Source organism: Streptomyces tailanensis, assembly GCF_008386495.1.
Lineage (GTDB): Bacteria > Actinomycetota > Actinomycetes > Streptomycetales > Streptomycetaceae > Streptomyces > Streptomyces tailanensis.
The window spans coordinates 75,556-99,278 of sequence record NZ_VTHJ01000028.1; the positions used below are offsets into that span (position 1 = coordinate 75,556).

Here is a 23,723-nt window from a genome sequence, read left to right on the forward strand (position 1 = left end):
GGTGATCGACGGGAGGGGGCGCACGTGCGCGTACTGGGGGTGGACCCGGGACTGACGCGGTGCGGTGTCGGTGTGGTCGAAGGCGTCGCCGGACGGCCACTGACCATGCTCGGCGTCGGAGTCGTCCGAACGCCCGCGGCCGCCGAGTTGGGCCACCGCCTCGTCGCCGTCGAGCAGGGCATCGAGCGGTGGCTCGACGAATACGGCCCCGAATACGTCGCCGTGGAGCGGGTGTTCAGCCAGCACAACGTACAGACGGTCATGGGCACCGCCCAGGCCAGCGCCGTCGCCATGCTCTGCGCCGCCCGCCGCGGCATCCCGGTCGCCCTGCACACCCCCAGCGAGGTCAAGGCCGCCGTCACCGGCAGCGGCCGCGCCGACAAGGCCCAGGTCGGTGCCATGGTCACCCGCCTGCTGCGGCTCGACGCACCCCCGAAGCCGGCGGACGCGGCCGACGCCCTCGCGCTCGCCATCTGCCACATCTGGCGGGCCCCCGCCCAGAACCGGCTCCAGCAGGCCGTGGCTCTGCACACAGCGCACACAGCCAAAGCAACGAAAGGCCGTACGGCATGATCGCCTTCGTCAGCGGCACGGTCGCCGCACTCGCTCCCGACGCCGCCGTCGTCGAGGTGGGCGGGGTCGGCATGGCCGTCCAGTGCACGCCGAACACGCTGTCCACCCTCCGGATCGGCCAACCCGCCAAGCTCGCCACCTCCCTCGTCGTACGGGAGGACTCGCTCACTCTGTACGGCTTCGTGGACGACGACGAGCGCCAGGTCTTCGAGCTGCTCCAGACCGCGAGCGGCGTGGGCCCCCGGCTGGCCCAGGCGATGCTTGCCGTACACACACCGGACGCGCTGCGCCGCGCGGTCACGACCGGAGACGAGAAGGCCCTGATCGCCGTTCCCGGCATCGGCAAGAAAGGCGCCCAGAAGCTGCTCCTGGAACTGAGGGACCGGCTGGGCGAACCCATCGGCGCACCCGCCGTGGGTACGGCGATCACCAGCGGCTGGCGCGACCAGCTCCACGCCGCCCTGATCGGCCTCGGATACGCCACCCGAGAGGCCGACGAGGCCGTGACCGCCGTAACCCCTCAGGCCGAGGCCGCTGAAGGCACGCCCCAGGTGGGCCAGTTGCTGAAGGCCGCCCTCCAGACCCTCAACAGAGCACGCTGACCCACCTGTTGAAGCACGCCGTACGAATCTGCCCACACCGACCGCGACCCGCGAGGCACACGCAATGAACTGGGACGACACGACCGACGACACCCCCGAGCGGCTGGTGGGTTCTGTCGCCGACCGTGAGGACCAGGCCGTCGAGGCGGCCCTGCGCCCCAAGGACCTGGACGAGTTCATCGGCCAGGAGAAGGTCCGGGAGCAGCTCGACCTGGTCCTGCGGGCGGCACGCGCGCGTGGGGCGACGGCCGACCACGTCCTGCTCTCCGGCGCCCCGGGCCTCGGCAAGACCACCCTGTCGATGATCATCGCGGCCGAGATGGGCGCCCCGATCCGTATCACCTCCGGCCCCGCCATCCAGCACGCAGGGGACCTGGCCGCGATCCTCTCGTCCCTCCAGGAGGGAGAGGTCCTCTTCCTCGACGAGATCCACCGGATGTCCCGGCCCGCCGAGGAGATGCTCTACATGGCGATGGAGGACTTCCGGGTCGACGTCATCGTCGGCAAGGGCCCGGGCGCCACCGCCATCCCGCTCGAACTGCCGCCGTTCACGCTGGTCGGCGCCACCACCCGGGCGGGACTGCTGCCGCCCCCGCTGCGCGACCGCTTCGGCTTCACCGCGCACATGGAGTTCTACGAGCCCGCCGAACTGGAGCGCGTCATCCACCGCTCGGCGAGCCTGCTCGACGTCGAGATCAACGCGGACGGCGCCGCCGAGATCGCCGGCCGCTCCCGGGGCACCCCCCGTATCGCCAACCGCCTCCTGCGTCGCGTACGGGACTACGCGCAGGTCAAGGCCGACGGGATCATCACGCGCGACATCGCCTCGGCCGCCCTCGCCGTCTACGAGGTCGACGCCCGCGGACTCGACCGCCTCGACCGCGGCGTCCTCGAAGCGCTGCTCAAGCTCTTCGGCGGCGGCCCGGTCGGTCTCTCCACACTCGCCGTCGCCGTGGGGGAGGAGCGCGAGACCGTCGAAGAGGTCGCCGAACCCTTCCTCGTCCGCGAGGGACTGCTCGCCCGCACCCCCCGCGGCCGCGTGGCGACCCCCGCCGCCTGGGCGCACCTCGGCCTGGTGCCCCCGTCGGCGCCGGGCGGGGGCCAGCAGGCCGCTTTCTGACGTCCTGCGGACGCTGTCCGGCCCCGGAGAAAAGCTGCCCCGGGGCCGCATCATGCGACCGTCGTTCAGGAAACCGACGGTGAGCCCTGGAGCTGCCAGGAGGGGAGGTAACCCTTACCGTCGTTGTCGACGTCGTAGTCGGCCTTACCGTCCGCGGTCCACCCCCCGGCCTGGCTGGCACTACTGAACGCGCTACCACAGAAGTGCCCGTTCGTGGGGCCGGAGTCCCAGTCGTTGAGCACGCTCTTGAGGTTGCAGGTCCACGTGTCCTTCACCGAGTCGTTCCGCTCCAGCCGGACATGCAGCTTGAAGCCGTCGAAGCGGTTGCCGCCGATGAAGGAGGCGTCCCAGTAGACCTTGGCGTACGCGTAGTGCTGAGTACTGCTGACCCTCTCCACGCAGAGCATGATGCGCATCCAGATGTCCGGCTTATTCGGGAGGGAGATGGTTCTCTCGTTGTGGTCGTAGCCGGTGCACCTGGTGGTTGCCGCCGCGGCGGACGGAACCGATGCCATCGCGGTGGATGCGGAGGCTCCCATGGTGACGGCGGTCGCCAGGAGCGCGCCGGATGCCGCTTTCCAAGCCCTCATGCTGTGCTGCCCTTCGTGAGACGGTCCCGCGGCTGTCCCGCGGGCACCTTCAGAGACAGAGAATGGGCAGCCGAGCGCGCCGCGGCACCGGTGCGGGCTCAGGGAGCACAGACTTGTCCATCGCGTAGAAGGTGTGCTATGTGCCTCAAGTTCAGGACGTGCGGCGCACACGGGTATCGGGACTCCTTGCACACCACGGCGATCACCATGGGCCGCGCCGCCGAGTGGTACCTCCTGCAACCTTCAACAGCCCCTTGCCTTGATCCGGTTTCCAGTCGTAACGTGCAGTGATGACTACGGGGGAAGTTGAGGCTCAGGGCGTACAAGAGACGGAAGTTTTGAGAGAGCCGTCCCAAGAGCCGTGCGGATCCTGGCCGTTGCCGGTCGGCCGCACAGGGTGCCGTCGCCTGCGGTAACCCACAGAGCGCGACGTCAGGAGCGTGTGGGCGAATCCCGTTGCGGGGATCACCGCCGAGCTCGTTCCGTGGAGCGCAATCCTCCGATGTCTGCGTCGCATGCCGGCCTGGGCGGGGTCGGTACCGCCACTGACCAGGGCGGGTGCAAGAGATCTCTACGGATCTGGGGGATACACAATGTCGTCGACTGGCCTGAGTGCCGAAGTAATAGAGGAGCCCAACGGCAGGCGCAGAGCCAAAGAGGTCCGTCCAATGCCTGATCGGCGAGGGAGCGGGCCATCCGGGGCGCGGATGGGGGTGACGAAGCCTTCGGTGAGCATCAAATGGAGTGCACATAGCGGGGAGGAATGCTTTCGCGATCTTGCACTTCATGAACGTTTGACTTTCGGCAATTGCATATGCGGCGCGTTGGACGTCACCATCGAGACGGAGAACGCCGGTCACGTGGTCGGGGCCGTGACGCCTCGCGCCGACCACTGGAGGGTGGACAATCTCAGCCGCTTCACCGCGCTGCTCATAGAGGACTTGGAGGACTCGCAGCAGTTCATCCGGGTACCGGGCCAAAGACGAGAGGTAGTGATTCCCTTCGAGTTGGCTCAGGTCGCAGTGGCCGGCCGCGACGACCTGCCGCTGCTCACCGTGTTCGGACCCGAACCCGTGGTGGCACCACACGAAGGCCACGGTTGCCCCGAGGAAGCGAAGGAGGACGCGGCGCACCGTCTCCTGGACCCGCGAACCCGGTATTTCGCTGTGCTCCGTGCGCTGTGCGAATCACAACACGCTGGTCCCGCGCACCCCGTACCGACTTCGGCAACGATCGCGGACAGGCTTGCCGAGTGGGGTGTCCGGCTGACTGCCCGGGCGGTCGACCATCACATCGACTACCTGGTGCAGCGTCTTGGGCTCCGTCCGCTGGCCGGGTCCGTCCAGCGGAGCTGGAAGAAGGAAGTGCTCGTCAGCGTGGCGCTGCGACAGGGACTGCTGGACGTACCGGCCTGAAACGGGGTCCTCCCGGACCTGGCCGCTGTCCTCGTCGGCCGGACACGACGGGGGCAACGGCTGCGGAGGAACCACCGTGGCATGCTGAGCGTTGTTCCATGAGCGCGGACTCGCTTAGACTCCGCCGATGCCGCCTTTGTCGGCGGCATACATACCCCCAACCATCAGGCCGCTCGCCATCGCGGTCGTGTGAAGGAAGTTCCGACCCGTGAGTCTCGCAGCCCTCCTCCCGTTCATCGTGCTCATCGGGGCGATGATCCTCATGACCCGATCGGCCAAGAAGAAGCAGCAGCAGGCCGCCGACATGCGGAACCAGATGCAACCCGGTTCCGGCGTCCGCACCATCGGGGGCATGTACGCGACGGTCAAGGAGGTCAACGAGGACACGGTTCTCGTCGACGCCGGGCCGGGCGTCGAGCTGCTGTTCGCCAAGAACGCCATCGGTGCCGTCCTTACCGACGACGAGTACAACCGCATCGTCCACGGCATCGAGCACGACCTGAAGTCCGACGTCGTTCCGGACGACGCCTCCTCCCTCACCGAGACCGACGAGCCCTCTGACGACGCTTCCTCCGCTTCCGACGACAAGCGCATCGACCTCGGCAAGAAGGACGCGGCGGACGACGCGACCGACGAGCCGGCCGAGGTGAAGGCCGACGAAGCAGAGCCGAAGAAGACCCACGGCGAGTCCGACGCGAAGTAGTCACGTCCCGGGAGCGCGGCGAGAACCGACCGCGCCCTGGGCACGTGCCGTTCTCGCCCGGACTCCGACCAAGTCATGGCCGCCCCCGCGCTGACCCCGGCGCGCGGCGGCCCGAGAGGGAGTACGAGAAGGTGGCAGCACCGAAGAAGGGCCGGAGCGCGGGAGCCCAGAGCAAGCCTTGGCGCGCGCTGGCCCTCATCCTGATCGCCATCGTGGCGCTCACCGGGGGAATGTTTGCCTCCGGACACACCACTCCGCGTCTCGGCATCGACCTCGCCGGCGGTACGAGCATCACGCTCGAGGCGAGGAGCGGCCAGGAATCGGCGATCAACAAGACCAACATGGACACCGCGGTCGAGATCATGCACCGCCGTGTCAACGGTCTGGGTGTGTCCGAGGCCGAGGTCCAGACCCTGGGCCGGGAAAACATCATCGTCAACATTCCCAGGGGCACGAACTCCGAAGAGGCCCGGGACCAGGTCGGCACCACCGCGAAGCTGTATTTCCGTCCGGTCCTGCAGAGCCAGGTCGGCGCCGCTGCGACGCCCACCCCGAGTGACACTCCGAGCACCGGCTCCAGTGGCAGCACCTCGCCGAGCCCGACGAACTCCGACGGCGAGACCTCGTCCGACTCCGCCAGCCCGTCGACCTCCCCAACCTCCCAGGGCCGTGCGGTGACCGACGCGCTCAAGGCGGACCCCACGCCTTCCACGAGCACCTCCGAGTCGGCCAAGGCCACCGACGGTGCCTCGCCGTCGGCGAGCGCCGACGCGGACATCCAGGTGCTCCAGGCGAAGTTCGCCGCTCTCGACTGCACAGACCCGAAGCAGCGCGCCGAGGCCGGCAAGGGCAAGAGCACCGAGCCCGTGGTCGCCTGTGGCGAGGACAACGGCGGCTGGAGCAAGTTCATGCTCGGCCCGGTCGGCGTCGACGGCACCGATGTGACGAAGGCAGAGGCCATCCTCGACACCACGACGGGTGCCGGCTGGAAGGTCGTCATGGACTTCAACTCCGGTGGAGGCGACAAGTTCGCCGAGATCACCGGTCAGTTGGCGGGCCAGACCTCTCCCATGAACGAGTTCGCGATCGTCCTCGACGACGAGGTCGTCTCGCACCCGTACGTCAACAGCGCGGTGACCGGCGGCAAGGCCGAGATCTCCGGCAACTTCACCCAGGAAGAGGCCCAGAACCTCGCCAATATGCTGTCGTACGGCGCTCTCCCGTTGACCTTCACAGAGGCGAGCGTCACCACCGTCAGCCCCGTGCTCGGCGGTGACCAACTGGAGGCCGGTCTGATCGCCGGTGCGATCGGTCTCGCCCTGGTCGTGATCTACCTGCTCGTCTACTATCGCGGCCTGTCGCTCATCGCCATCGTCTCGCTGTTGGTCTCTGGAACCCTGACCTACCTGATCATGTCGCTGCTAGGCCCGGCCATCGGCTTCGCTCTGAACCTGCCGGCCGTCTGCGGTGCGATCGTCGCGATCGGCATCACGGCGGACTCCTTCATCGTGTATTTCGAACGCGTCCGGGACGAGATCCGCGAAGGTCGCTCGCTGCGCCCCGCCGTCGAGCGGGCCTGGCCGCGCGCCCGGCGCACCATCCTGGTCTCCGATTTCGTGTCGTTCTTGGCGGCTGCGGTGCTGTTCGTCGTCACCGTGGACAAGGTGCAGGGCTTCGCGTTCACGCTGGGCCTCACCACCCTGCTCGACGTGGTGGTCGTCTTCCTCTTCACGAAGCCGCTGCTGACGATCCTCGCCCGCAGCAAGTTCTTCGCGAGCGGCCACACATGGTCCGGCCTCGACCCGAAGCGTCTGGGTGCCCAGCCTCCGCTGCGCCGCACCCGCCGTCCCGCCGCCACCGCCGACCCCAAGGAGGCCTGAGATGTCGAAGCTCGGCGACCTCGGAGCCCGACTCCACCGCGGCGAGGTCGGTTACGACTTCGTCGGCAACCGCAAGATCTGGTATGCCGTCTCCATCCTGATCACCATCGCGGCCATCGTCGGCCTCGCGGTCCGCGGCCTGAACATGGGCATCGAGTTCCAGGGCGGTGCCGTCTTCACCACGCCGAAGACGAGTGTCTCGGTGTCCCAGGCGGAGGAGTACGCCACAGAGGCCTCCGGCCACCAGGCGATCGTCCAGAAGCTCGGCAACGACACCCTGCGCATCCAGATCTCCGGTGTCGACACCGGCAAGTCCGACGAGATCAAGCAGACGCTCGCCGAAGACCTAAAAATGGCCCCGGAGAAGATCAACGCCGACCTGGTCGGCCCCAGCTGGGGTGACCAGATCGCCAACAAGGCCTGGCAGGGCCTCGGGATCTTCATGGTCCTCGTGGTGATCTATCTGGCGATCGCGTTCGAGTGGCGCATGGCGGTCGCCGCGTTCGTCGCCCTGGTCCACGACATCACCATCACGGTCGGCATCTACGCCCTCGTCGGCTTCGAGGTGACGCCGGGTACGGTGATCGGTCTGCTCACGATCCTCGGTTACTCGCTCTACGACACGGTCGTCGTCTTCGACAGCCTCAAGGAGCAGACGAAGGACATCACCAAGCAGAACCGCTGGACGTACAGCGACATCGCCAACCGCTCGATCAACAGCACCCTGGTGCGTTCCATCAACACCACGGTGGTCGCGCTGCTCCCGGTCGCCGGTCTGCTGTTCATCGGTGGCGGTGTCCTCGGTGCGGGCATGCTGAACGACATCTCGCTGTCGCTGTTCGTCGGCCTCGCGGCCGGTGCGTACTCCTCGATCTTCATCGCCACGCCGCTCGTCGCCGACCTCAAGGAGCGCGAGCCGCAGCTGAAGGCCCTCAAGAAGCGCGTACTGGCCAAGCGTGCCCAGGCCGAGCACGAGGTCGAGCTGGCCGCCGACGGGCCCTTGGACGACGAGCCCGAGGACGCCACCCCCGCGGTGGTCGGCCCGCGCACCCAGTCCGGCGCCCGCAGCCGTGGCCGGGGCGGTAAGCGGCGATGACCGAGCTCGCGGAGATCACGCCGCTGCTGCTCAGCCGCATCCGTGACGTCGCGGACTACCCGCAGCCGGGCGTGATGTTCAAGGACATCACCCCGCTGCTTGCCGACCCGGCGGCGTTCACCGCGCTGACGGACGCGCTGGCGGAACTGACCGTGCGGCACGGCGCCACGAAGATCGTCGGCCTGGAGGCCCGCGGCTTCATCCTGGGCGCCCCGGTCGCCGTCCGGGCCGGCGTCGGCTTCATCCCCGTACGCAAGGCGGGCAAGCTCCCCGGAGCCACGCTCAGCCAGGCGTACGACCTGGAGTACGGCTCCGCCGAGATCGAGGTGCACGCCGAGGACCTGGTCGCGGGCGACCGCGTCATGGTCATCGACGACGTCCTCGCGACCGGCGGCACGGCCGAGGCTTCCCTCCAGCTGATCCGCCGTGCGGGCGCCGAGGTGGCCGGTGTCGCAGTGCTGATGGAGCTGGCGTTCCTGGCGGGCCGACGGCGGCTGGAGTCCGCTCTGGCCGGGGCGCCGCTGGAGGCACTGATCACCGTCTGAGACGGCTTGCGCGAACGGGCGCTTCGGGATTCGTTCCCGGGGCGCCTGTTTCGCTGTGCGGAGTGTGCGGTGAGTGGTTTGCGTCCGCCACCCACAGTCCGTACGTGGCTGACAATCCCTGAAGTACGGTGACTGACCACCACACGCAACCCCGAGGCCGCCCGGAGGAATCCGGTGCCCGCCTCTGGCGTTTCATGGATAGACGGCCTTCACAGTGGCCTGAAGGCGATCCCGGGGCGATGGATCGCTACCATGGGGTCTCCGGAGCCTGACCGGGGGACCCGGATCGCGCACGAGGAGCCCTCTTGGCAGACGAGGCCCAGCACCTGACCGCCGCCAAGCCCGAATCCGCCTCGGGCCCCGCGGCCAAGCCCGCGCAAGCCGCGCCGAAGGCGATGAACCCCGCGTCCGCCGCCGCGACCGCGAACTCCGCGAAGGGCTCGGTCGAGCACGCCCAGTCCGCGCCCGCCGACAGGGCCGCCGAGCAGCCGCGCCCCAAGCCCGCCCCTCCCGAGCGCCCCGCCGCTCCGGCCCCGGCACCCGCGGCCCGCCCCGCGGCCACGGGCCAGCCCACCCGCTCCGGCTCCTCCAACCGCGTCCGCGCCCGCCTCGCCCGGCTCGGCGTGCAGCGCTCCAACCCGTACAACCCGGTCCTGGAGCCGCTGCTGCGGATCGTGCGCAGCAACGACCCGAAGATCGAGACGTCGACGCTCCGCCAGATCGAGAAGGCCTACCAGGTCGCCGAGCGCTGGCACCGCGGCCAGAAGCGCAAGAGCGGCGACCCGTACATCACCCACCCCCTCGCGGTGACCACGATCCTCGCCGAGCTGGGCATGGATCCGGCCACCTTGATGGCGGGCCTGCTGCACGACACGGTCGAGGACACCGAGTACGGCCTCGACCAGCTCCGCCGCGACTTCGGCGACTCCGTCGCCCTCCTCGTCGACGGCGTCACCAAGCTCGACAAGGTCAAGTTCGGCGAGGCCGCCCAGGCCGAGACCGTGCGCAAGATGGTCGTCGCCATGGCCAAGGACCCCCGCGTCCTGGTCATCAAGCTCGCCGACCGCCTGCACAACATGCGCACCATGCGCTACCTCAAGCGCGAGAAGCAGGAGAAGAAGGCCCGCGAGACCCTGGAGATCTACGCGCCGCTCGCCCACCGCCTGGGCATGAACACCATCAAGTGGGAGCTGGAGGACCTCGCCTTCGCGATCCTCTACCCCAAGATGTACGACGAGATCGTCCGGCTGGTGGCCGAGAGGGCACCGAAGCGTGACGAGTATCTGGCCATAGTGACCGACGAGGTCCAGCAGGACCTGCGCGCCGCCCGCATCAAGGCCACGGTCACCGGCCGCCCGAAGCACTACTACAGCGTCTACCAGAAGATGATCGTCCGCGGCCGTGACTTCGCGGAGATCTACGACCTGGTCGGCATTCGCGTCCTGGTGGACACCGTCCGCGACTGCTACGCGGCTCTGGGCACGGTCCACGCCCGCTGGAACCCGGTTCCGGGGCGGTTCAAGGACTACATCGCGATGCCCAAGTTCAACATGTACCAGTCGCTGCACACGACGGTCATCGGACCCAACGGCAAGCCGGTCGAACTCCAGATCCGTACGTTCGACATGCACCGCCGCGCCGAGTACGGCATCGCCGCGCACTGGAAGTACAAGCAGGAGGCCGTCGCCGGCGCCTCCAAGGTCCGCACCGATGCTCCCCGGAGCACGGGCAAGGACGACCACCTCAACGACATGGCGTGGCTGCGGCAGCTGCTGGACTGGCAGAAGGAGACCGAGGACCCAGGCGAGTTCCTGGAGTCCCTGCGCTTCGACCTGTCCCGCAACGAGGTCTTCGTCTTCACGCCCAAGGGCGACGTGATAGCGCTGCCGGCCAGCGCGACCCCCGTCGACTTCGCGTACGCGGTCCACACCGAGGTCGGCCACCGCACCATAGGCGCGAGGGTCAACGGCCGCCTGGTGCCCCTCGAATCCACCCTGGACAACGGCGACCTGGTGGAGGTCTTCACCTCCAAGGCCGCCGGCGCGGGCCCCTCCCGCGACTGGCTCGGCTTCGTGAAGTCCCCCCGGGCCCGCAACAAGATCCGCGCCTGGTTCTCCAAGGAGCGGCGCGACGAGGCCATCGAGCAGGGCAAGGACGCCATCGTCCGCGCGATGCGCAAGCAGAACCTGCCGATCCAGCGCATCCTCACCGGCGACTCACTGGTCACCCTGGCGCACGAGATGCGCTACCCGGACATCTCCGCGCTGTACGCGGCCATAGGCGAGGGCCATGTCTCCGCGCAGAGCGTGGTGCAGAAGCTCGTCCAGGCCCTCGGCGGCGAGGAGGCCGCCACCGAGGAGATCGACGAGTCCGTACCGCCCACCCGCAGCCGGAGCCGCAAGCGGCGCGGCAGCAACGACCCCGGTGTCGTGGTCAAGGGCGTCGACGACGTCTGGGTCAAGCTGGCCCGCTGTTGTACGCCCGTCCCCGGCGACCCGATCATCGGCTTCGTCACCCGCGGCAGTGGCGTATCGGTTCACCGCAACGACTGCGTCAACGTCGAGTCGCTGTCCCGCGAGCCCGAGCGCATCCTCGAAGTCGAGTGGGCCCCCACCCAGTCCTCGGTCTTCCTCGTCGCCATACAGGTCGAGGCCCTGGACCGCTCCCGCCTGCTCTCGGACGTCACCCGCGTCCTCTCCGACCAGCACGTCAACATCCTGTCGGCCGCCGTCCAGACCTCCCGCGACCGCGTCGCCACCTCCCGCTTCACCTTCGAGATGGGCGACCCGAAACACCTGGGCCACGTCCTGAAGGCCGTACGGGGCGTGGAGGGCGTGTACGACGTGTACCGCGTGACCTCGGCGCGTCGGCCTGGATAAAAGAAAAGAGAACAGGCGGCCGATCGGTGGCGGTTGCGACGCGCGGTAACTGGATGCTCTGCCAGAACTCAGATGATGCTCAAATCGATTGATGTGGCCCCGTCAGGCGTCATATTTTTGTCCCGCGTCGAAGAACGCAGGCCAAAATCTCAATCGTTGGGGGAAGCATGAGCATCAGACGTCGTGTCGCGGCTGGGGCGTTGACGGGGGCGGTACTCGCGGGGGGTGTCGCGTTTACCACCACTCCGGCGGCGGCGGCGGGATGCAAGACGTACAGCAAGACGTACTACCTCTCGGAGGCAAAGGTCTCCACACGTATTGGGCAGATCACCACGCGGGTGCAGATCTGCGAGAACAGCAAGGGGAAGATCACCAGCAGTCGTGCATGGTCGGAGAACTCCACCACCGCACCCGCCAAGCTCCTCGGCTGGAATCTCGACTACAACAAGCCGTACCAGTCATCCAAGTCCAGCAAGATCGTGAAGTGGGCGGCCACTGGCCGGGCGCAGACCTGCTTGGCCGGCAAGATACCGGTCTGTAGCTATGCGGAGGACTTCAAGGTGACAGCGACCTACTACAGCAGCAGATTCGTCGGGCCGACCCCCGTGCCGAGGGGCAAGGTGAACTTCAAGCCCGCGTGCACCAACAAGCACTGCAAGCTGAAGTTCAACAAGAACAAGTAAACGCACGGATTGACAGCTTGGAGGGTGAATGTCTCGCGAGGAAGTCAAGCGGCGGAGTATCCGAACGCGACAGTGGGCGCCCCTTACGGTTCTCGTTGTGGTGTGGATTTTTTCCGCCATCGGCTGGGAACGCAACGACGGAACGCCAAGTATTTCCTGGGGCTTGTCCGGTCTCCTCGCGGGTGTTGCCCTAATAAGCGTTATCCATGTCGCGCGGCGGCGGAGCTGATTATCTCCGCGTGAGTCTGTGTCACTGATGGCCGAAAGGGTTAGGCCCCGGTACCCGGGGCCTAACCCTTTCGCGTGTGTGCTTGCCTCAGCCGCCGAACTCCTGCAGACCCTTCAGCGCCTGGTCCAGGAGGGCCTGGCGGCCGTCGAGCTCCTTCTGGAGCTTGTCGGCCTTGGCGTTGTTGCCCTGGGCGCGGGCCTGCTCGATCTGGCCCTGGAGCTTGTCCACGGCGGCCTGGAGCTGGCCCGTGAGGCCGGCCGCGCGGGCGCGGGCCTCCGGGTTGGTGCGGCGCCACTCCGCTTCCTCGGCCTCCTGGATCGCGCGCTCGACCGCGTGCATCCGGCCCTCGACCTTCGGACGGGCGTCGCGCGGCACGTGGCCGATGGCCTCCCAGCGCTCGTTGACCGAGCGGAAGGCCGCGCGGGCCGCCTTGAGATCCGTGACCGGAAGGATCTTCTCCGCCTCCTCGGCCAGCTCCTCCTTGAGCTTGAGGTTCTCCGACTGCTCCGCGTCGCGCTCGGCGAACACCGAGCTACGGGCGGCGAAGAACACGTCCTGGGCACCGCGGAAACGGTTCCACAGGTCGTCCTCGTGCTCGCGCTGGGCGCGGCCCGCGGCCTTCCAGTCGGACATCAGCTCGCGGTAGCGCGCCGCCGTGGGACCCCAGTCCGTGGAGCCCGACAGCGCCTCGGCCTCCGCGACCAGCTTCTCCTTGGTCTTGCGGGCATCCTCGCGCTGCGCGTCGAGCTGCGCGAAGTGGGCCTTGCGACGCTTGGAGAACGCGGAGCGGGCGTGCGAGAACCGGTGCCACAGCTCGTCGTCGGACTTCCGGTCGAGCCGCGGCAGACCCTTCCAGGTGTCCACCAGGGCACGCAGCCGCTCACCGGCGGCCCGCCACTGGTCGGACTGGGCCAGCTCCTCCGCCTCGGTGACCAGCGCCTCCTTGGCGTGCCGGGCCTCGTCGGACTGCTTCGCCCGCTGCTGCTTGCGCTCCTCACGGCGCGCCTCGACGGTCTCGACGAGCTTGTCCAGTCGCACCTTGAGCGCGTCCAGGTCACCGACCGCGTGGTGCGCGTCGACCTGCTCCCGAATGTGGTCGATCGCGGCCTGCGCGTCCTTCGCCGACAGGTCGGTGGTCTTCACTCGCTTCTCGAGGAGGCCGATCTCGACAACCAGGCCTTCGTACTTGCGCTCGAAGTAGGCCAGCGCCTCCTCGGGGGAGCCGGCCTGCCAGGAGCCGACGACCTGCTCGCCGTCGGCCGTACGCACGTACACGGTCCCCGTCTCGTCGACGCGGCCCCACGGGTCGCTGCTCACAGCGCCTCCTCCACATGATGCCTGCGGGGGGCCTGAAGCTCCCCCGGGCATCGTCCACAGTTTCGTCACGGCCAACATAGGCGACCGGCGGGTTGCCTGTCCGCATCCCGCGCGACCGAAATTCCACCGGTGACGGTCAGGATTTCTTGACAGTCGCCTTATTGATTACCACGGTCGCGTTGGGTGCTGTGTTGTACGTCTGGGGGTCCGCGGGCTGGGCACCCGCGTCGGCGATCTTCTTCAGGACCTTCATGCCGGCCTCGGAGACCGTGCCGAACGGTGTGTAGTTCGCCGGCAGCGGACTGTCCTGGAAGACCAGGAAGAACTGGCTGCCACCACTGTTCTTGCCCTCGCCGGTCTGCGCGTTGAACTGGTTCGCCATCGCGACCGTGCCCGCCGGGTACACATCGCCCTTCAGACGCGAGTCCTTCAGGTTCTCGTCCGGGATCGTGTAGCCGGGACCGCCCATGCCGGTGCCCTGCGGGTCACCGCACTGGAGCACGTAGATGCCCTGCGTGGTGAGCCGGTGGCACTTGGTGTGGTCCAAGTACCCCTTGTTCACGAGGAAGTTGAACGAGTTCACGGTGCGCGGGGTCTTCGCCGCGTCCATCGTTATGCCGATGTCACCGCAGGTCGTCTGCAGATCCATCGTGTACTTCGCGGTCTTGTCGACGGTGATCGCGGGCTCCTTCTTGAAGGTGAGCTCCTTGACCTTGCCCGCGGCCGCCTTCTCGCACGGATCCGGCGCCTTGCTCGGCGAGGCGCTCGGCGTCACCTCCGCGCTCGCGTTGTCCTTCTTGTCGTCGCCCTTGAGGACGTCCGTCGTGTACAGCGCCACGCTGCCGACCAGGATCACGCCGAGAACCGAGGCGATCACGGCGTTGCGGACATGTGACTTGCGCCTGGCCTGGGTGCGCCGCTGCTGCTGCCGCAAGAACTTCTCCCGGGCGAGCTGACGCCGCCGCTGCTCCTGGCTGACCACCGGGTTCTCTCCTCATACGTCTCGTACGTCGACGGGCGCGTCGCACGTCTCGTGAGTCGGCTGCTTGTGTGTGACCCGTACCGTATATGGGTTCGCTGAGGAAACGGCAGCGCCGGTAGGCTCTGATCCACAGCAACCCACCCCCGTACGACGAATCGAAGGACGATCGTGCTCATTGCCGGGTTCCCCGCCGGGGCCTGGGGGACCAACTGTTATCTGGTCGCCCCCGCCGCCGGTGAGGAGTGCGTGATCATCGACCCGGGCCATCAGGCCACCCAGGGAGTCGAGGAGACGCTCAAGAAGCATCGGCTCAAGCCCGTCGCCGTCGTCCTCACCCACGGCCACCTCGACCACGTGGCCTCGGTCGTCCCCGTGTGCGGCGCGCACGACGTACCGGCGTGGATCCACCCCGAGGACCGGTACATGATGAGCGACCCGGAGAAGGCGCTCGGCCGTTCCATCGGAATGCCCCTCATGGGCGAGCTGACCATCGGGGAGCCCGGTGACGTCAAGGAGCTGGCCGACGGCGCCAAGCTGGAGCTGGCCGGTCTGGAGCTGTCCGTCGCGCACGCCCCCGGCCATACCAAGGGGTCGGTGACCTTCCGGATGCCCGAGACGACCGAGATCCCCTCGGTCTTCTTTTCCGGGGATCTGCTCTTCGCCGGCTCCATCGGACGCACCGACCTGCCCGGCGGTGACATGGCCGAGATGCTCGACTCGCTGGCCCGCGTGTGCCTGCCGCTCGACGACTCGACCGTGGTGCTGTCCGGCCACGGCCCCCAGACGACCATCGGCCAGGAACGCGCCACCAACCCGTATCTGCGGGAAGTGGCGGCCGGCCAGGGAGCCCCCGGGGCTCCCCGACGAGGAATGTGACGAGAGACCTTCCGTGAGCACCTTTCAGGCCCCCAAGGGCACGTACGACCTGCTGCCGCCCCGCTCGGCGAGGTTCCTCGCGGTGCGTGAGGCGATCGCCGCGCCGCTGAGGAACTCCGGCTACGGCTACATCGAGACGCCCGGCTTCGAGAACGTCGAGCTCTTCGCCCGCGGTGTCGGCGAGTCCACCGACATCGTGACCAAGGAGATGTACGCATTCGAGACCAAGGGCGGCGACAGGCTCGCACTGCGTCCCGAGGGCACCGCGTCCGTACTGCGTGCCACGCTGGAGGCGAGCCTGCACCGGCAGGGCAACCTCCCCGTCAAGCTCTGGTACTCGGGCTCGTACTACCGCTACGAGGCGCCGCAGGCAGGCCGTTACCGCCACTTCTCCCAGGTCGGCGCCGAGGCCATCGGCGCCGAGGACCCGGCGCTGGACGCCGAGTTGATCATCCTGGCCGACCAGGCGTACCGCTCGCTGGGGCTGCGCAACTTCCGCATCCTCCTCAACAGCCTGGGCGACAAGGAGTGCCGTCCCGTCTACCGGGCCGCCCTGCAGGACTTCCTGCGCGGCCTGGACCTGGACGAGGACACCCTCCGCCGCTCCGAGATCAACCCCCTGCGCGTCCTGGACGACAAGCGGGAGTCGGTCCAGAAGCAGCTGTCGGGAGCCCCTCTTCTGCGTGACTACCTCTGTGACGCCTGCAAGGGGTACCACGAAGAGGTACGCGAGTTGATCACGGCGGCGGGCGTCTCCTTCGAGGACGACCTGAAGCTGGTCCGTGGCCTGGACTACTACACCCGTACGACCTTCGAGTTCGTCCACGACGGTCTCGGTTCCCAGTCCGCGGTGGGCGGCGGCGGTCGCTACGACGGCCTCTCCGAGATGATCGGCGGCCCGGCGCTGCCGTCGGTGGGTTGGGCGTTGGGCGTCGACCGTACGGTCCTGGCTCTGGAAGCGGAGGGCGTCGAGCTCGAACTCCCCGCCTCCACCAGCGTCTTCGCCGTCCCACTCGGCGAGGAGGCCCGCCGAGTCCTCTTCGCCAAGGTCACGGAGCTGCGCAAGGTGGGCATCGCGGCCGACTTCTCGTACGGCGGGAAGGGCCTGAAGGGCGCGATGAAGAACGCCAACCGGAGCGGCGCGCGCTACGCGATCGTCGCCGGGGAGCGCGACCTCGCCGAGGGTGTCGTCCAGCTCAAGGACATGGAGTCCGGCGAGCAGGTGGCCATCGGCGTGAACGAGATCGTGGCCGAGCTGGAGGCCCGGCTGGGCTGAGTCAAGCCGGTGCCGCCCCTACCGCCCTTTACGGGTGGTAGGGGCGACTTTTATGCCCAGCGAACGGTGCCCGCGCGAGGGTGTACGGCACAATGACCGTGCCCCAGAGTCCCCTTGAAGCTACGGAAACGACGTGATGAGCAAGACGACAGTCAAGGACGTCTCCTCCACGGAGCGGGCACAGACCGAGGCCCCTCGCACGGTGGGCGGCAGTCGCGCCTTCGCGATCCTGCTGCTGATCACCGGCGCGGCCGGACTGCTCGCCTCCTGGGTCATCACGCTCGACAAGTTCAAGCTGCTGGAGGACCCGAACTTCACCCCCGGGTGCAGCCTCAATCCGGTCGTCTCCTGCGGCAACATCATGAAGAGCGACCAGGCCTCCGTCTTCGGGTTCCCCAACCCGATGCTCGGCCTCGTCGCCTACGGCATCGTCATCGGCGTCGGCATGAGCCTGCTGGCCCGGGCGACCTTCCCCCGCTGGTACTGGCTCACTTTCAACGCGGGCACCCTCTTCGGCGTCGGCTTCGTGACCTGGCTGCAGTACCAGTCGCTGTACAACATCAACTCGCTCTGCCTGTGGTGCTGCCTGGCCTGGGTCGCCACGATCCTGATGTTCTGGTACGTGACGTCGTTCAACATCCGCAACGGCTTCCTGCCCGCGCCCGCCTGGCTGAAGGGTTTCTTCGGCGAGTTCACCTGGGTCCTGCCCGTCATGCACGTCGGCATCATCGGCATGCTGATCCTGACTCGCTGGTGGGACTTCTGGACCAGCTGACGGCCCGCCCTCCGAGTGGGCAGGCGGTCCCGACCGGACTGTCAGTGGCGTGACATAGGGTTTTCAGCGTGGAGCCCGATCTGTTCACCGCCGCAGCAGAAGAACGCCAGGAGAAGGACCCCTCAAGCAGTCCCCTGGCCGTGCGCATGCGCCCGCGCACCCTCGACGAGGTCGTGGGCCAGCAGCACCTGCTCAAGCCCGGTTCGCCGCTGCGCAGACTGGTCGGTGAATCGGGGGGCGGCCCGGCTGGTCCCTCCTCCGTGATCCTCTGGGGCCCACCCGGCACCGGCAAGACCACCCTCGCGTACGTCGTCTCCAAGGCCACCAACAAGCGCTTCGTGGAGCTCTCCGCGATCACCGCCGGCGTCAAGGAGGTCCGCGCGGTCATCGACGGCGCCCGCCGGGCCACCGGAGGCTTCGGCAAGGAGACCGTCCTCTTCCTGGACGAGATCCACCGCTTCAGCAAGGCCCAGCAGGACTCGCTGCTCCCGGCCGTCGAGAACCGCTGGGTCACCCTGATCGCGGCGACGACGGAGAACCCGTACTTCTCGGTGATCTCCCCCCTCCTGTCCCGCTCCCTGCTCCTCACCCTCGAACCGCTCACCGACGACGACCTGCGCGGCCTCCTCAAGCGGGCGCTGACCGACGAGCGCGGCCTCAAGGGCGCCGTCACCCTCCCCGAGGACACCGAGGCCCACCTCCTGCGCATCGCCGGCGGCGACGCCCGCCGCGCCCTGACCGCTCTGGAGGCCGCCGCCGGAGCCGCCCTCGACAAGGGGGAGCGGGAGATCGGCCTGACGACCCTCGAGGAGACCGTCGACCGGGCCGCCGTGAAGTACGACCGCGACGGCGACCAGCACTACGACGTGGCGAGCGCCCTCATCAAGTCCATCCGCGGCTCCGACGTCGACGCCGCGCTGCACTATCTGGCCCGCATGATCGAGGCCGGCGAGGACCCCCGGTTCATCGCCCGCCGACTGATGATCTCCGCCAGCGAGGACATCGGCCTCGCCGATCCAAACGCATTGCCGATAGCCGTCGCCGCCGCCCAGGCCGTCGCCATGATCGGCTTCCCCGAGGCCGCCCTCACCCTCAGTCACGCCACCATCGCCCTGGCCCTGGCCCCCAAGTCGAACGCCGCGACCATGGCCATCGGCGCCGCCATGGAAGACGTACGGAAAGGCCTGGCCGGGCCCGTGCCGCCGCACCTGCGGGACGGGCACTACAAGGGCGCGGCCAAACTCGGGCACGCCCAGGGATACGTCTACCCGCATGACCTGCCTGAGGGCATCGCCACCCAGCAGTACGCACCGGACGCCCTGAAGGACCGCGAGTACTACACCCCCACCAGGCACGGCGCCGAGGCGCGCTACGCGGACGCCGTGGAGTGGACCAGGAAGCACCTCGGTCGCTAGCGGTCCTGAACGCCCTGTAGAATCCTTCATACCGGGCAGGTTCCGTCCCGGCTGGTGTTGAGGGAGTAAGACCTTTCAGGTCGCTGACCTGCGGGGCTTCCTGAGCCAGGAATCCCTCTGCTACAGCTGGGGGAGGGTTCAAAGTGCTGCGTCCCGTGTCCGGCTCCGGTCGGCGCCTCAAGCGGGACATCCAGCCGGATCTTTTGATCCAGGAGCGTCGCGCACCGTCGTAGGTGTCGCGGGCAGCCCACTACCACCCGGAGCTCCGGGAGCGGTCGGTGGGCCGTTCGTGTGCTGCATGTATGTGCCCAGACCAGGGGAGCGGCTACCTGACACGTCCCTCGTGGACCTGACGGGATTCCCCGGCTGCGGATGCGACCTCCCGTAACCCTGAGGCAGCCGAATCAAGGAAAAGAAGGAAAAAGTGGCGAACCAGTCCCGCCCCAAGGTCAAGAAGTCGCGTGCCCTCGGCATCGCGCTGACCCCGAAGGCCGTCAAGTACTTCGAGGCCCGCCCCTACCCGCCGGGCGAGCACGGCCGTGGCCGCAAGCAGAACTCGGACTACAAGGTCCGTCTGCTCGAGAAGCAGCGTCTGCGCGCGCAGTACGACGTGTCCGAGCGTCAGCTCGTCCGCGCCTACGAGCGTGCCTCCAAGGTCCAGGGCAAGACCGGTGAGGCCCTGATCATCGAGCTCGAGCGCCGTCTCGACGCGCTGGTCCTGCGTTCGGGCATCGCCCGCACGATCTACCAGGCCCGCCAGATGGTCGTCCACGGCCACATCGAGGTCAACGGCCACAAGGTCGACAAGCCGTCCTTCCGCGTCAAGCCGGACGACGTCGTCATGGTCCGTGAGCGCAGCCGCCAGAAGCCGCTGTTCGAGATCGCCCGCGAGGGCGGCTTCGCGGCCGACGGTGAGACCCCGCGCTACCTCCAGGTGAACCTCAAGGCCCTGGCGTTCCGCCTGGACCGCGAGCCCAACCGCAAGGAAGTCCCGGTCATCTGCGACGAGCAGCTCGTCGTCGAGTACTACGCCCGTTGATCCTTTTTCGACGGACGTAGTACCCACGCAGCAAGCGTCAGCCCGTCGTCTCCCCGCCTTCCGAGGCGGGCGGGACGGCGGGCTCTCGCCTTACTGCCCCTGCGTCTTAATGCGGTACGGAGCGGCAGCCCCGGCGCGATAGGCTCGGGACACGACTTTTCGACGTTCAGGCATGTTCCAGGGAGCGGGTGCACACAGTGTCCGGTGGAGAGGTGGCCGGGATCCTGGTGGCCGTCTTCTGGGCGATCCTGGTCTCCTTCCTCGCCGTCGCGCTGGCGAGGCTGGCCCAGACGCTCAAGGCGACCACCAAGCTCGTCGCGGACGTGACCGACCAGGCCGTCCCCCTCCTCGCCGACGCCTCCAGTGCCGTCCGCTCCGCGCAGACGCAGATCGACCGGGTCGACGCCATCGCGTCCGACGTCCAGGAGGTCACGTCGAACGCCTCGGCGCTCTCCACGACCGTCGCGTCCACCTTCGGCGGCCCCCTCGTCAAGGTCGCCGCCTTCGGCTACGGCGTACGCCGGGCCATCGGCGGCCGCCGGGAGGGCGAGCCCGCCAAGGAGCAGCGGCGTACCGTGATCGTGGGCCGTACCGTTCCGGGCGCGCGCCGGAGCAGGCGGAACACTCGTGGAAAGAAGGACTGACCGAGCGATGTTCCGCCGTACGTTCTGGTTCACCACAGGTGTCGCCGCCGGAGTGTGGGCCACCACCAAGGTCAACCGCAAGCTCAAGCAGCTCACCCCCGAGCACCTCGCCACCCAGGCGGCGAACAAAGCGATCGAGGCGGGCGGCAGGCTCAAGGACCGGGCGGTCGGCTTCGCGCTCGAGGTCCGCGACAACATGGCCCAGCGGGAGGCCGAACTGGGCGAGGCACTCGGCATCGAGGCCAACCCCGACCAGGTTCCGGAGCTTCCGGCCCCCCGGCGCGTCATCGCCATCGAGAACAGCAACACACCGAAGTACAGCAGGAATCAGAGGTACGTCGAGAGCTCGTCGTACCCGTACAACCGGAATGAGGACCACTGATGGAGTCGGCTGAAATCCGCCGCCGCTGGTTGAGCTTCTTCGAGGAGCGCGGTCACACCGTCGTCCCTTCGGCGTCGCTCATCGCGGACGACCCGACTCTGCTCCTGGTCAACGCGGGCATGGTCCCGTTCAAGCCGTACTTCCTGGGCGAGGTCAAGCCTTCCTTCACCCGCGCCACCAGCGTCCAGAAGTGCGTCCGTACGCCGGACATCGAAGAGGTCGGCAAGACCACCCGGCACGGCACGTTCTTCCAGATGTGCGGCAACTTCTCCTTCGGCGACTACTTCAAGGAAGGCGCCATCAAGTACGCCTGGGAGCTGCTCACCAGCCCCCAGGACAAGGGTGGTTACGGCCTGGAGCCGGAGAAGCTCTGGATCACTGTCTACAAGGACGACGACGAGGCCGAGCGTATCTGGCACGAGCAGATCGGCGTGCCCAAGGAGCGCATCCAGCGTCTCGGCATGAAGGACAACTACTGGTCCATGGGCGTCCCCGGCCCGTGCGGCCCGTGCTCCGAGATCAACTACGACCGCGGCCCCGAGTTCGGCGTCGAGGGCGGCCCGGCCGTCAACGACGAGCGGTATGTGGAGATCTGGAACCTGGTCTTCATGCAGTACGAGCGCGGCGAGGGCACCTCGAAGGAGGACTTCGAGATCCTCGGCGAGCTGCCCAGCAAGAACATCGACACGGGCCTCGGCCTGGAGCGCCTCGCCATGATTCTGCAGGGCGTGCAGAACATGTACGAGATCGACACCTCCATGGCCGTCATCAACAAGGCCACCGAGCTCACCGGTGTCCGTTACGGCGACGCCAAGGACTCCGACGTCTCCCTGCGCGTGGTCACCGACCACATCCGCACCGCCGTGATGCTCATCGGCGACGGCGTCACCCCCGGCAACGAGGGCCGTGGCTACGTCCTGCGCCGCATCATGCGCCGCGCCATCCGCAACATGCGGCTGCTCGGCGCCACCGGCCCGGTAGTCAAGGATCTCATCGACGTCGTCATCGGCATGATGGGCCAGCAGTACCCGGAGCTGATCACCGATCGCGAGCGCATCGAGAAGGTCGCCCTCGCCGAGGAGAACGCCTTCCTCAAGACGCTGAAGGCCGGCACGAACATCCTCGACACGGCCATCACCGACACCAAGGCCGCCGGTGGCAAGCAGCTGCCCGGCGACAAGGCGTTCCTGCTCCACGACACCTGGGGCTTCCCGATCGACCTCACCCTGGAGATGGCCGCCGAGCAGGGCCTCTCCGTGGACGAGGACGGCTTCCGCCGTCTGATGAAGGAGCAGCGGGACAAGGCCAAGGCCGACGCCCGGTCCAAGAAGACCGGCCACGCCGACCTCGGCGCCTACCGCGAGATCGCCGACACCGCCGGCGAGACCGACTTCATCGGCTACGCGGACACCGAGGGCGAGACGACGATCGTCGGCATCCTCGTCGACGGCGTCTCCTCCCCGGTCGCCACCGAGGGCGACGAGGTCGAGATCGTCCTCGACCGCACCCCGTTCTACGCCGAGGGCGGCGGCCAGATCGGCGACACCGGCCGCATCAAGGTCGACTCCGGTGCCGTCATCGAGATCCGAGACTGCCAGAAGCCGGTCCCGGGCGTGTACGTCCACAAGGGCGTCGTCCAGGTAGGCGAGGTCACCGTCGGCGCCAAGGCCCAGGCCTCGATCGACGGCCTGCGCCGCAAGGCCATCGCCCGCGCCCACTCGGCCACGCACCTCACCCACCAGGCGCTGCGCGACGCCCTCGGCCCGACGGCCGCCCAGGCCGGTTCCGAGAACCAGCCCGGCCGCTTCCGCTTCGACTTCGGTTCCCCGTCCGCCGTTCCGACGGCCGTGATGACCGACGTCGAGCAGAAGATCAACGAGGTACTCGCCCGCGACCTCGACGTCCGCGCCGACATCATGGGCATCGACGAGGCCAGGAAGCAGGGCGCCATCGCCGAGTTCGGCGAGAAGTACGGCGAGCGCGTCCGCGTCGTCACCATCGGCGACTTCTCCAAGGAACTGTGCGGCGGCACGCACGTCCACAACACCGCCCAGCTGGGGCTGGTCAAGCTTCTCGGCGAGTCCTCGATCGGCTCGGGTGTGCGCCGTATCGAGGCCCTCGTCGGTGTCGACGCCTACAACTTCCTCGCCCGTGAGCACACGGTCGTCGCCCAGCTCCAGGAGCTGATCAAGGGCCGCCCGGAGGAGCTCCCGGAGAAGGTCTCCGCCATGCTCGGCAAGCTGAAGGACGCCGAGAAGGAGATCGAGAAGTTCCGCGCGGAGAAGGTTCTGCAGGCCGCCGCCGGTCTCGCCGAGTCCGCCAAGGACATCCGCGGCGTTGCTCTCGTGACCGGTCAGGTCCCGGACGGCACGACCGCCGACGACCTGCGCAAGCTGGTCCTCGACGTGCGCGGACGCATCCAGGGAGGCCGGGCCGCCGTGGTCGCCCTGTTCACCGCGGTGAACGGTAAGCCGCTGACGGTCATCGCCACCAACGAGGCCGCCCGCGAGCGTGGTCTGAAGGCCGGCGATCTGGTCCGTACGGCCGCCAAGACCCTCGGCGGTGGCGGTGGCGGCAAGCCCGACGTCGCCCAGGGCGGTGGCCAGAACCCGGCCGCCATCGGCGAAGCCGTGGACGCCGTCGAGCGACTGGTCGGCGAGACGGCCAAGTGAGCACGACCCCTCACGCGAGCGAAGACGACG

At 68.1% G+C, this 23,723-nt stretch carries 21 protein-coding genes; 18 read left to right on the plus strand and 3 right to left on the minus strand.

Features of this window, described 5'->3' with window-relative positions:
• Positions 1-24 precede the first annotated feature (24 nt).
• The 3 genes from ruvC (at position 25) to ruvB (ending at position 2,295) form a co-directional block, all read left to right on the plus strand.
• Positions 25-573, plus strand: a complete 549-nt coding sequence (gene ruvC / locus F3T56_RS22960) for a crossover junction endodeoxyribonuclease RuvC (protein WP_149827256.1) — start codon at positions 25-27, stop codon at positions 571-573.
• Positions 570-1,175, plus strand: a complete 606-nt coding sequence (ruvA, locus tag F3T56_RS22965) for a Holliday junction branch migration protein RuvA (protein WP_149827257.1) — start codon at positions 570-572, stop codon at positions 1,173-1,175. The genes ruvC and ruvA overlap by 4 nt, the downstream gene beginning before the upstream one ends.
• 64 nt (positions 1,176-1,239) lie before the next feature.
• Positions 1,240-2,295: a Holliday junction branch migration DNA helicase RuvB gene (gene ruvB, locus F3T56_RS22970; RefSeq protein WP_149827258.1), complete on the plus strand. Its 1,056-nt coding sequence runs from the start codon at positions 1,240-1,242 to the stop codon at positions 2,293-2,295.
• A gap of 65 nt (positions 2,296-2,360) precedes the next feature.
• On the opposite strand, the gene F3T56_RS22975 is transcribed toward ruvB, so the two are convergent.
• Positions 2,361-2,885, minus strand: a complete 525-nt coding sequence (locus tag F3T56_RS22975) for a hypothetical protein (protein ID WP_149827259.1) — start codon at positions 2,883-2,885, stop codon at positions 2,361-2,363.
• Between the two features lie 728 nt (positions 2,886-3,613).
• Between F3T56_RS22975 and F3T56_RS22980 the strand changes: the two genes are divergently transcribed.
• The 7 genes from F3T56_RS22980 (at position 3,614) to F3T56_RS23010 (ending at position 12,086) form a co-directional block, all read left to right on the plus strand.
• Positions 3,614-4,300 carry a hypothetical protein gene (locus F3T56_RS22980; protein WP_149827260.1) on the plus strand — a complete coding sequence of 229 codons (687 nt, stop codon included), beginning with the start codon at positions 3,614-3,616 and terminating at the stop codon, positions 4,298-4,300.
• A 208-nt stretch (positions 4,301-4,508) separates the two neighbouring features.
• Entirely contained in the window at positions 4,509-5,003 is a 495-nt protein-coding gene (gene yajC / locus F3T56_RS22985; RefSeq protein ID WP_149827261.1) for a preprotein translocase subunit YajC, read from the plus strand.
• Between the two features lie 131 nt (positions 5,004-5,134).
• Positions 5,135-6,883, plus strand: coding sequence for a protein translocase subunit SecD (gene secD / locus F3T56_RS22990; protein ID WP_149827262.1), 1,749 nt, complete (start codon positions 5,135-5,137; stop codon positions 6,881-6,883).
• A 1-nt stretch (position 6,884) separates the two neighbouring features.
• Positions 6,885-7,979: a protein translocase subunit SecF gene (gene secF / locus F3T56_RS22995; RefSeq protein WP_149827263.1), complete on the plus strand. Its 1,095-nt coding sequence runs from the start codon at positions 6,885-6,887 to the stop codon at positions 7,977-7,979.
• Positions 7,976-8,524 (plus strand): adenine phosphoribosyltransferase, encoded by a 549-nt coding sequence (locus tag F3T56_RS23000; protein WP_149827264.1) that lies wholly within the window; start codon positions 7,976-7,978, stop codon positions 8,522-8,524. Before secF ends, F3T56_RS23000 begins: the two co-directional genes overlap by 4 nt.
• Before the next feature lie 305 nt (positions 8,525-8,829).
• The gene (locus tag F3T56_RS23005) at positions 8,830-11,403 is read left to right on the plus strand and encodes a RelA/SpoT family protein (RefSeq protein WP_149827265.1); all 2,574 of its coding nucleotides are present in this window, start codon (positions 8,830-8,832) and stop codon (positions 11,401-11,403) included.
• A gap of 167 nt (positions 11,404-11,570) precedes the next feature.
• Entirely contained in the window at positions 11,571-12,086 is a 516-nt protein-coding gene (locus F3T56_RS23010) for a hypothetical protein (RefSeq protein ID WP_149827266.1), read from the plus strand.
• A 316-nt stretch (positions 12,087-12,402) separates the two neighbouring features.
• Here F3T56_RS23010 and F3T56_RS23020 read toward each other — a convergent pair whose 3' ends face one another.
• Both F3T56_RS23020 and F3T56_RS23025 read right to left on the minus strand, forming a co-directional pair.
• A complete protein-coding gene (locus F3T56_RS23020; RefSeq protein WP_149827268.1) occupies positions 12,403-13,632 on the minus strand; it encodes a DUF349 domain-containing protein in 1,230 nt (409 codons plus the stop codon).
• 136 nt (positions 13,633-13,768) lie between these two features.
• A complete protein-coding gene (locus F3T56_RS23025; RefSeq protein ID WP_149827269.1) occupies positions 13,769-14,614 on the minus strand; it encodes a peptidylprolyl isomerase in 846 nt (281 codons plus the stop codon).
• A gap of 168 nt (positions 14,615-14,782) precedes the next feature.
• Here F3T56_RS23025 and F3T56_RS23030 point away from each other — a divergent pair, with 168 nt between their 5' ends.
• The 8 genes from F3T56_RS23030 to alaS all read left to right on the plus strand — a co-directional run bounded on the left by F3T56_RS23030 (position 14,783) and on the right by alaS (position 23,693).
• On the plus strand, positions 14,783-15,490 hold the full coding sequence (locus F3T56_RS23030) for an MBL fold metallo-hydrolase (protein ID WP_149827270.1): 708 nt from the start codon (positions 14,783-14,785) through the stop codon (positions 15,488-15,490).
• A 13-nt stretch (positions 15,491-15,503) separates the two neighbouring features.
• Positions 15,504-16,766 carry a histidine--tRNA ligase gene (hisS, locus tag F3T56_RS23035; protein ID WP_149827271.1) on the plus strand — a complete coding sequence of 421 codons (1,263 nt, stop codon included), beginning with the start codon at positions 15,504-15,506 and terminating at the stop codon, positions 16,764-16,766.
• Positions 16,767-16,902: 136 nt separating this feature from the next.
• Entirely contained in the window at positions 16,903-17,541 is a 639-nt protein-coding gene (locus F3T56_RS23040; RefSeq protein WP_149827272.1) for a vitamin K epoxide reductase family protein, read from the plus strand.
• A gap of 68 nt (positions 17,542-17,609) precedes the next feature.
• Positions 17,610-18,956, plus strand: coding sequence for a replication-associated recombination protein A (locus F3T56_RS23045; RefSeq protein ID WP_149827273.1), 1,347 nt, complete (start codon positions 17,610-17,612; stop codon positions 18,954-18,956).
• Between the two features lie 424 nt (positions 18,957-19,380).
• A complete protein-coding gene (gene rpsD / locus F3T56_RS23050) occupies positions 19,381-19,995 on the plus strand; it encodes a 30S ribosomal protein S4 (RefSeq protein ID WP_149827274.1) in 615 nt (204 codons plus the stop codon).
• Between the two features lie 188 nt (positions 19,996-20,183).
• A complete protein-coding gene (locus F3T56_RS23055) occupies positions 20,184-20,639 on the plus strand; it encodes a DUF948 domain-containing protein (RefSeq protein ID WP_172639082.1) in 456 nt (151 codons plus the stop codon).
• Positions 20,640-20,646: 7 nt separating this feature from the next.
• Positions 20,647-21,021 carry a hypothetical protein gene (locus F3T56_RS23060; RefSeq protein WP_149827275.1) on the plus strand — a complete coding sequence of 125 codons (375 nt, stop codon included), beginning with the start codon at positions 20,647-20,649 and terminating at the stop codon, positions 21,019-21,021.
• Positions 21,021-23,693, plus strand: coding sequence for an alanine--tRNA ligase (alaS, locus tag F3T56_RS23065; protein ID WP_149827276.1), 2,673 nt, complete (start codon positions 21,021-21,023; stop codon positions 23,691-23,693). Before F3T56_RS23060 ends, alaS begins: the two co-directional genes overlap by 1 nt.
• Positions 23,694-23,723 lie beyond the last annotated feature (30 nt).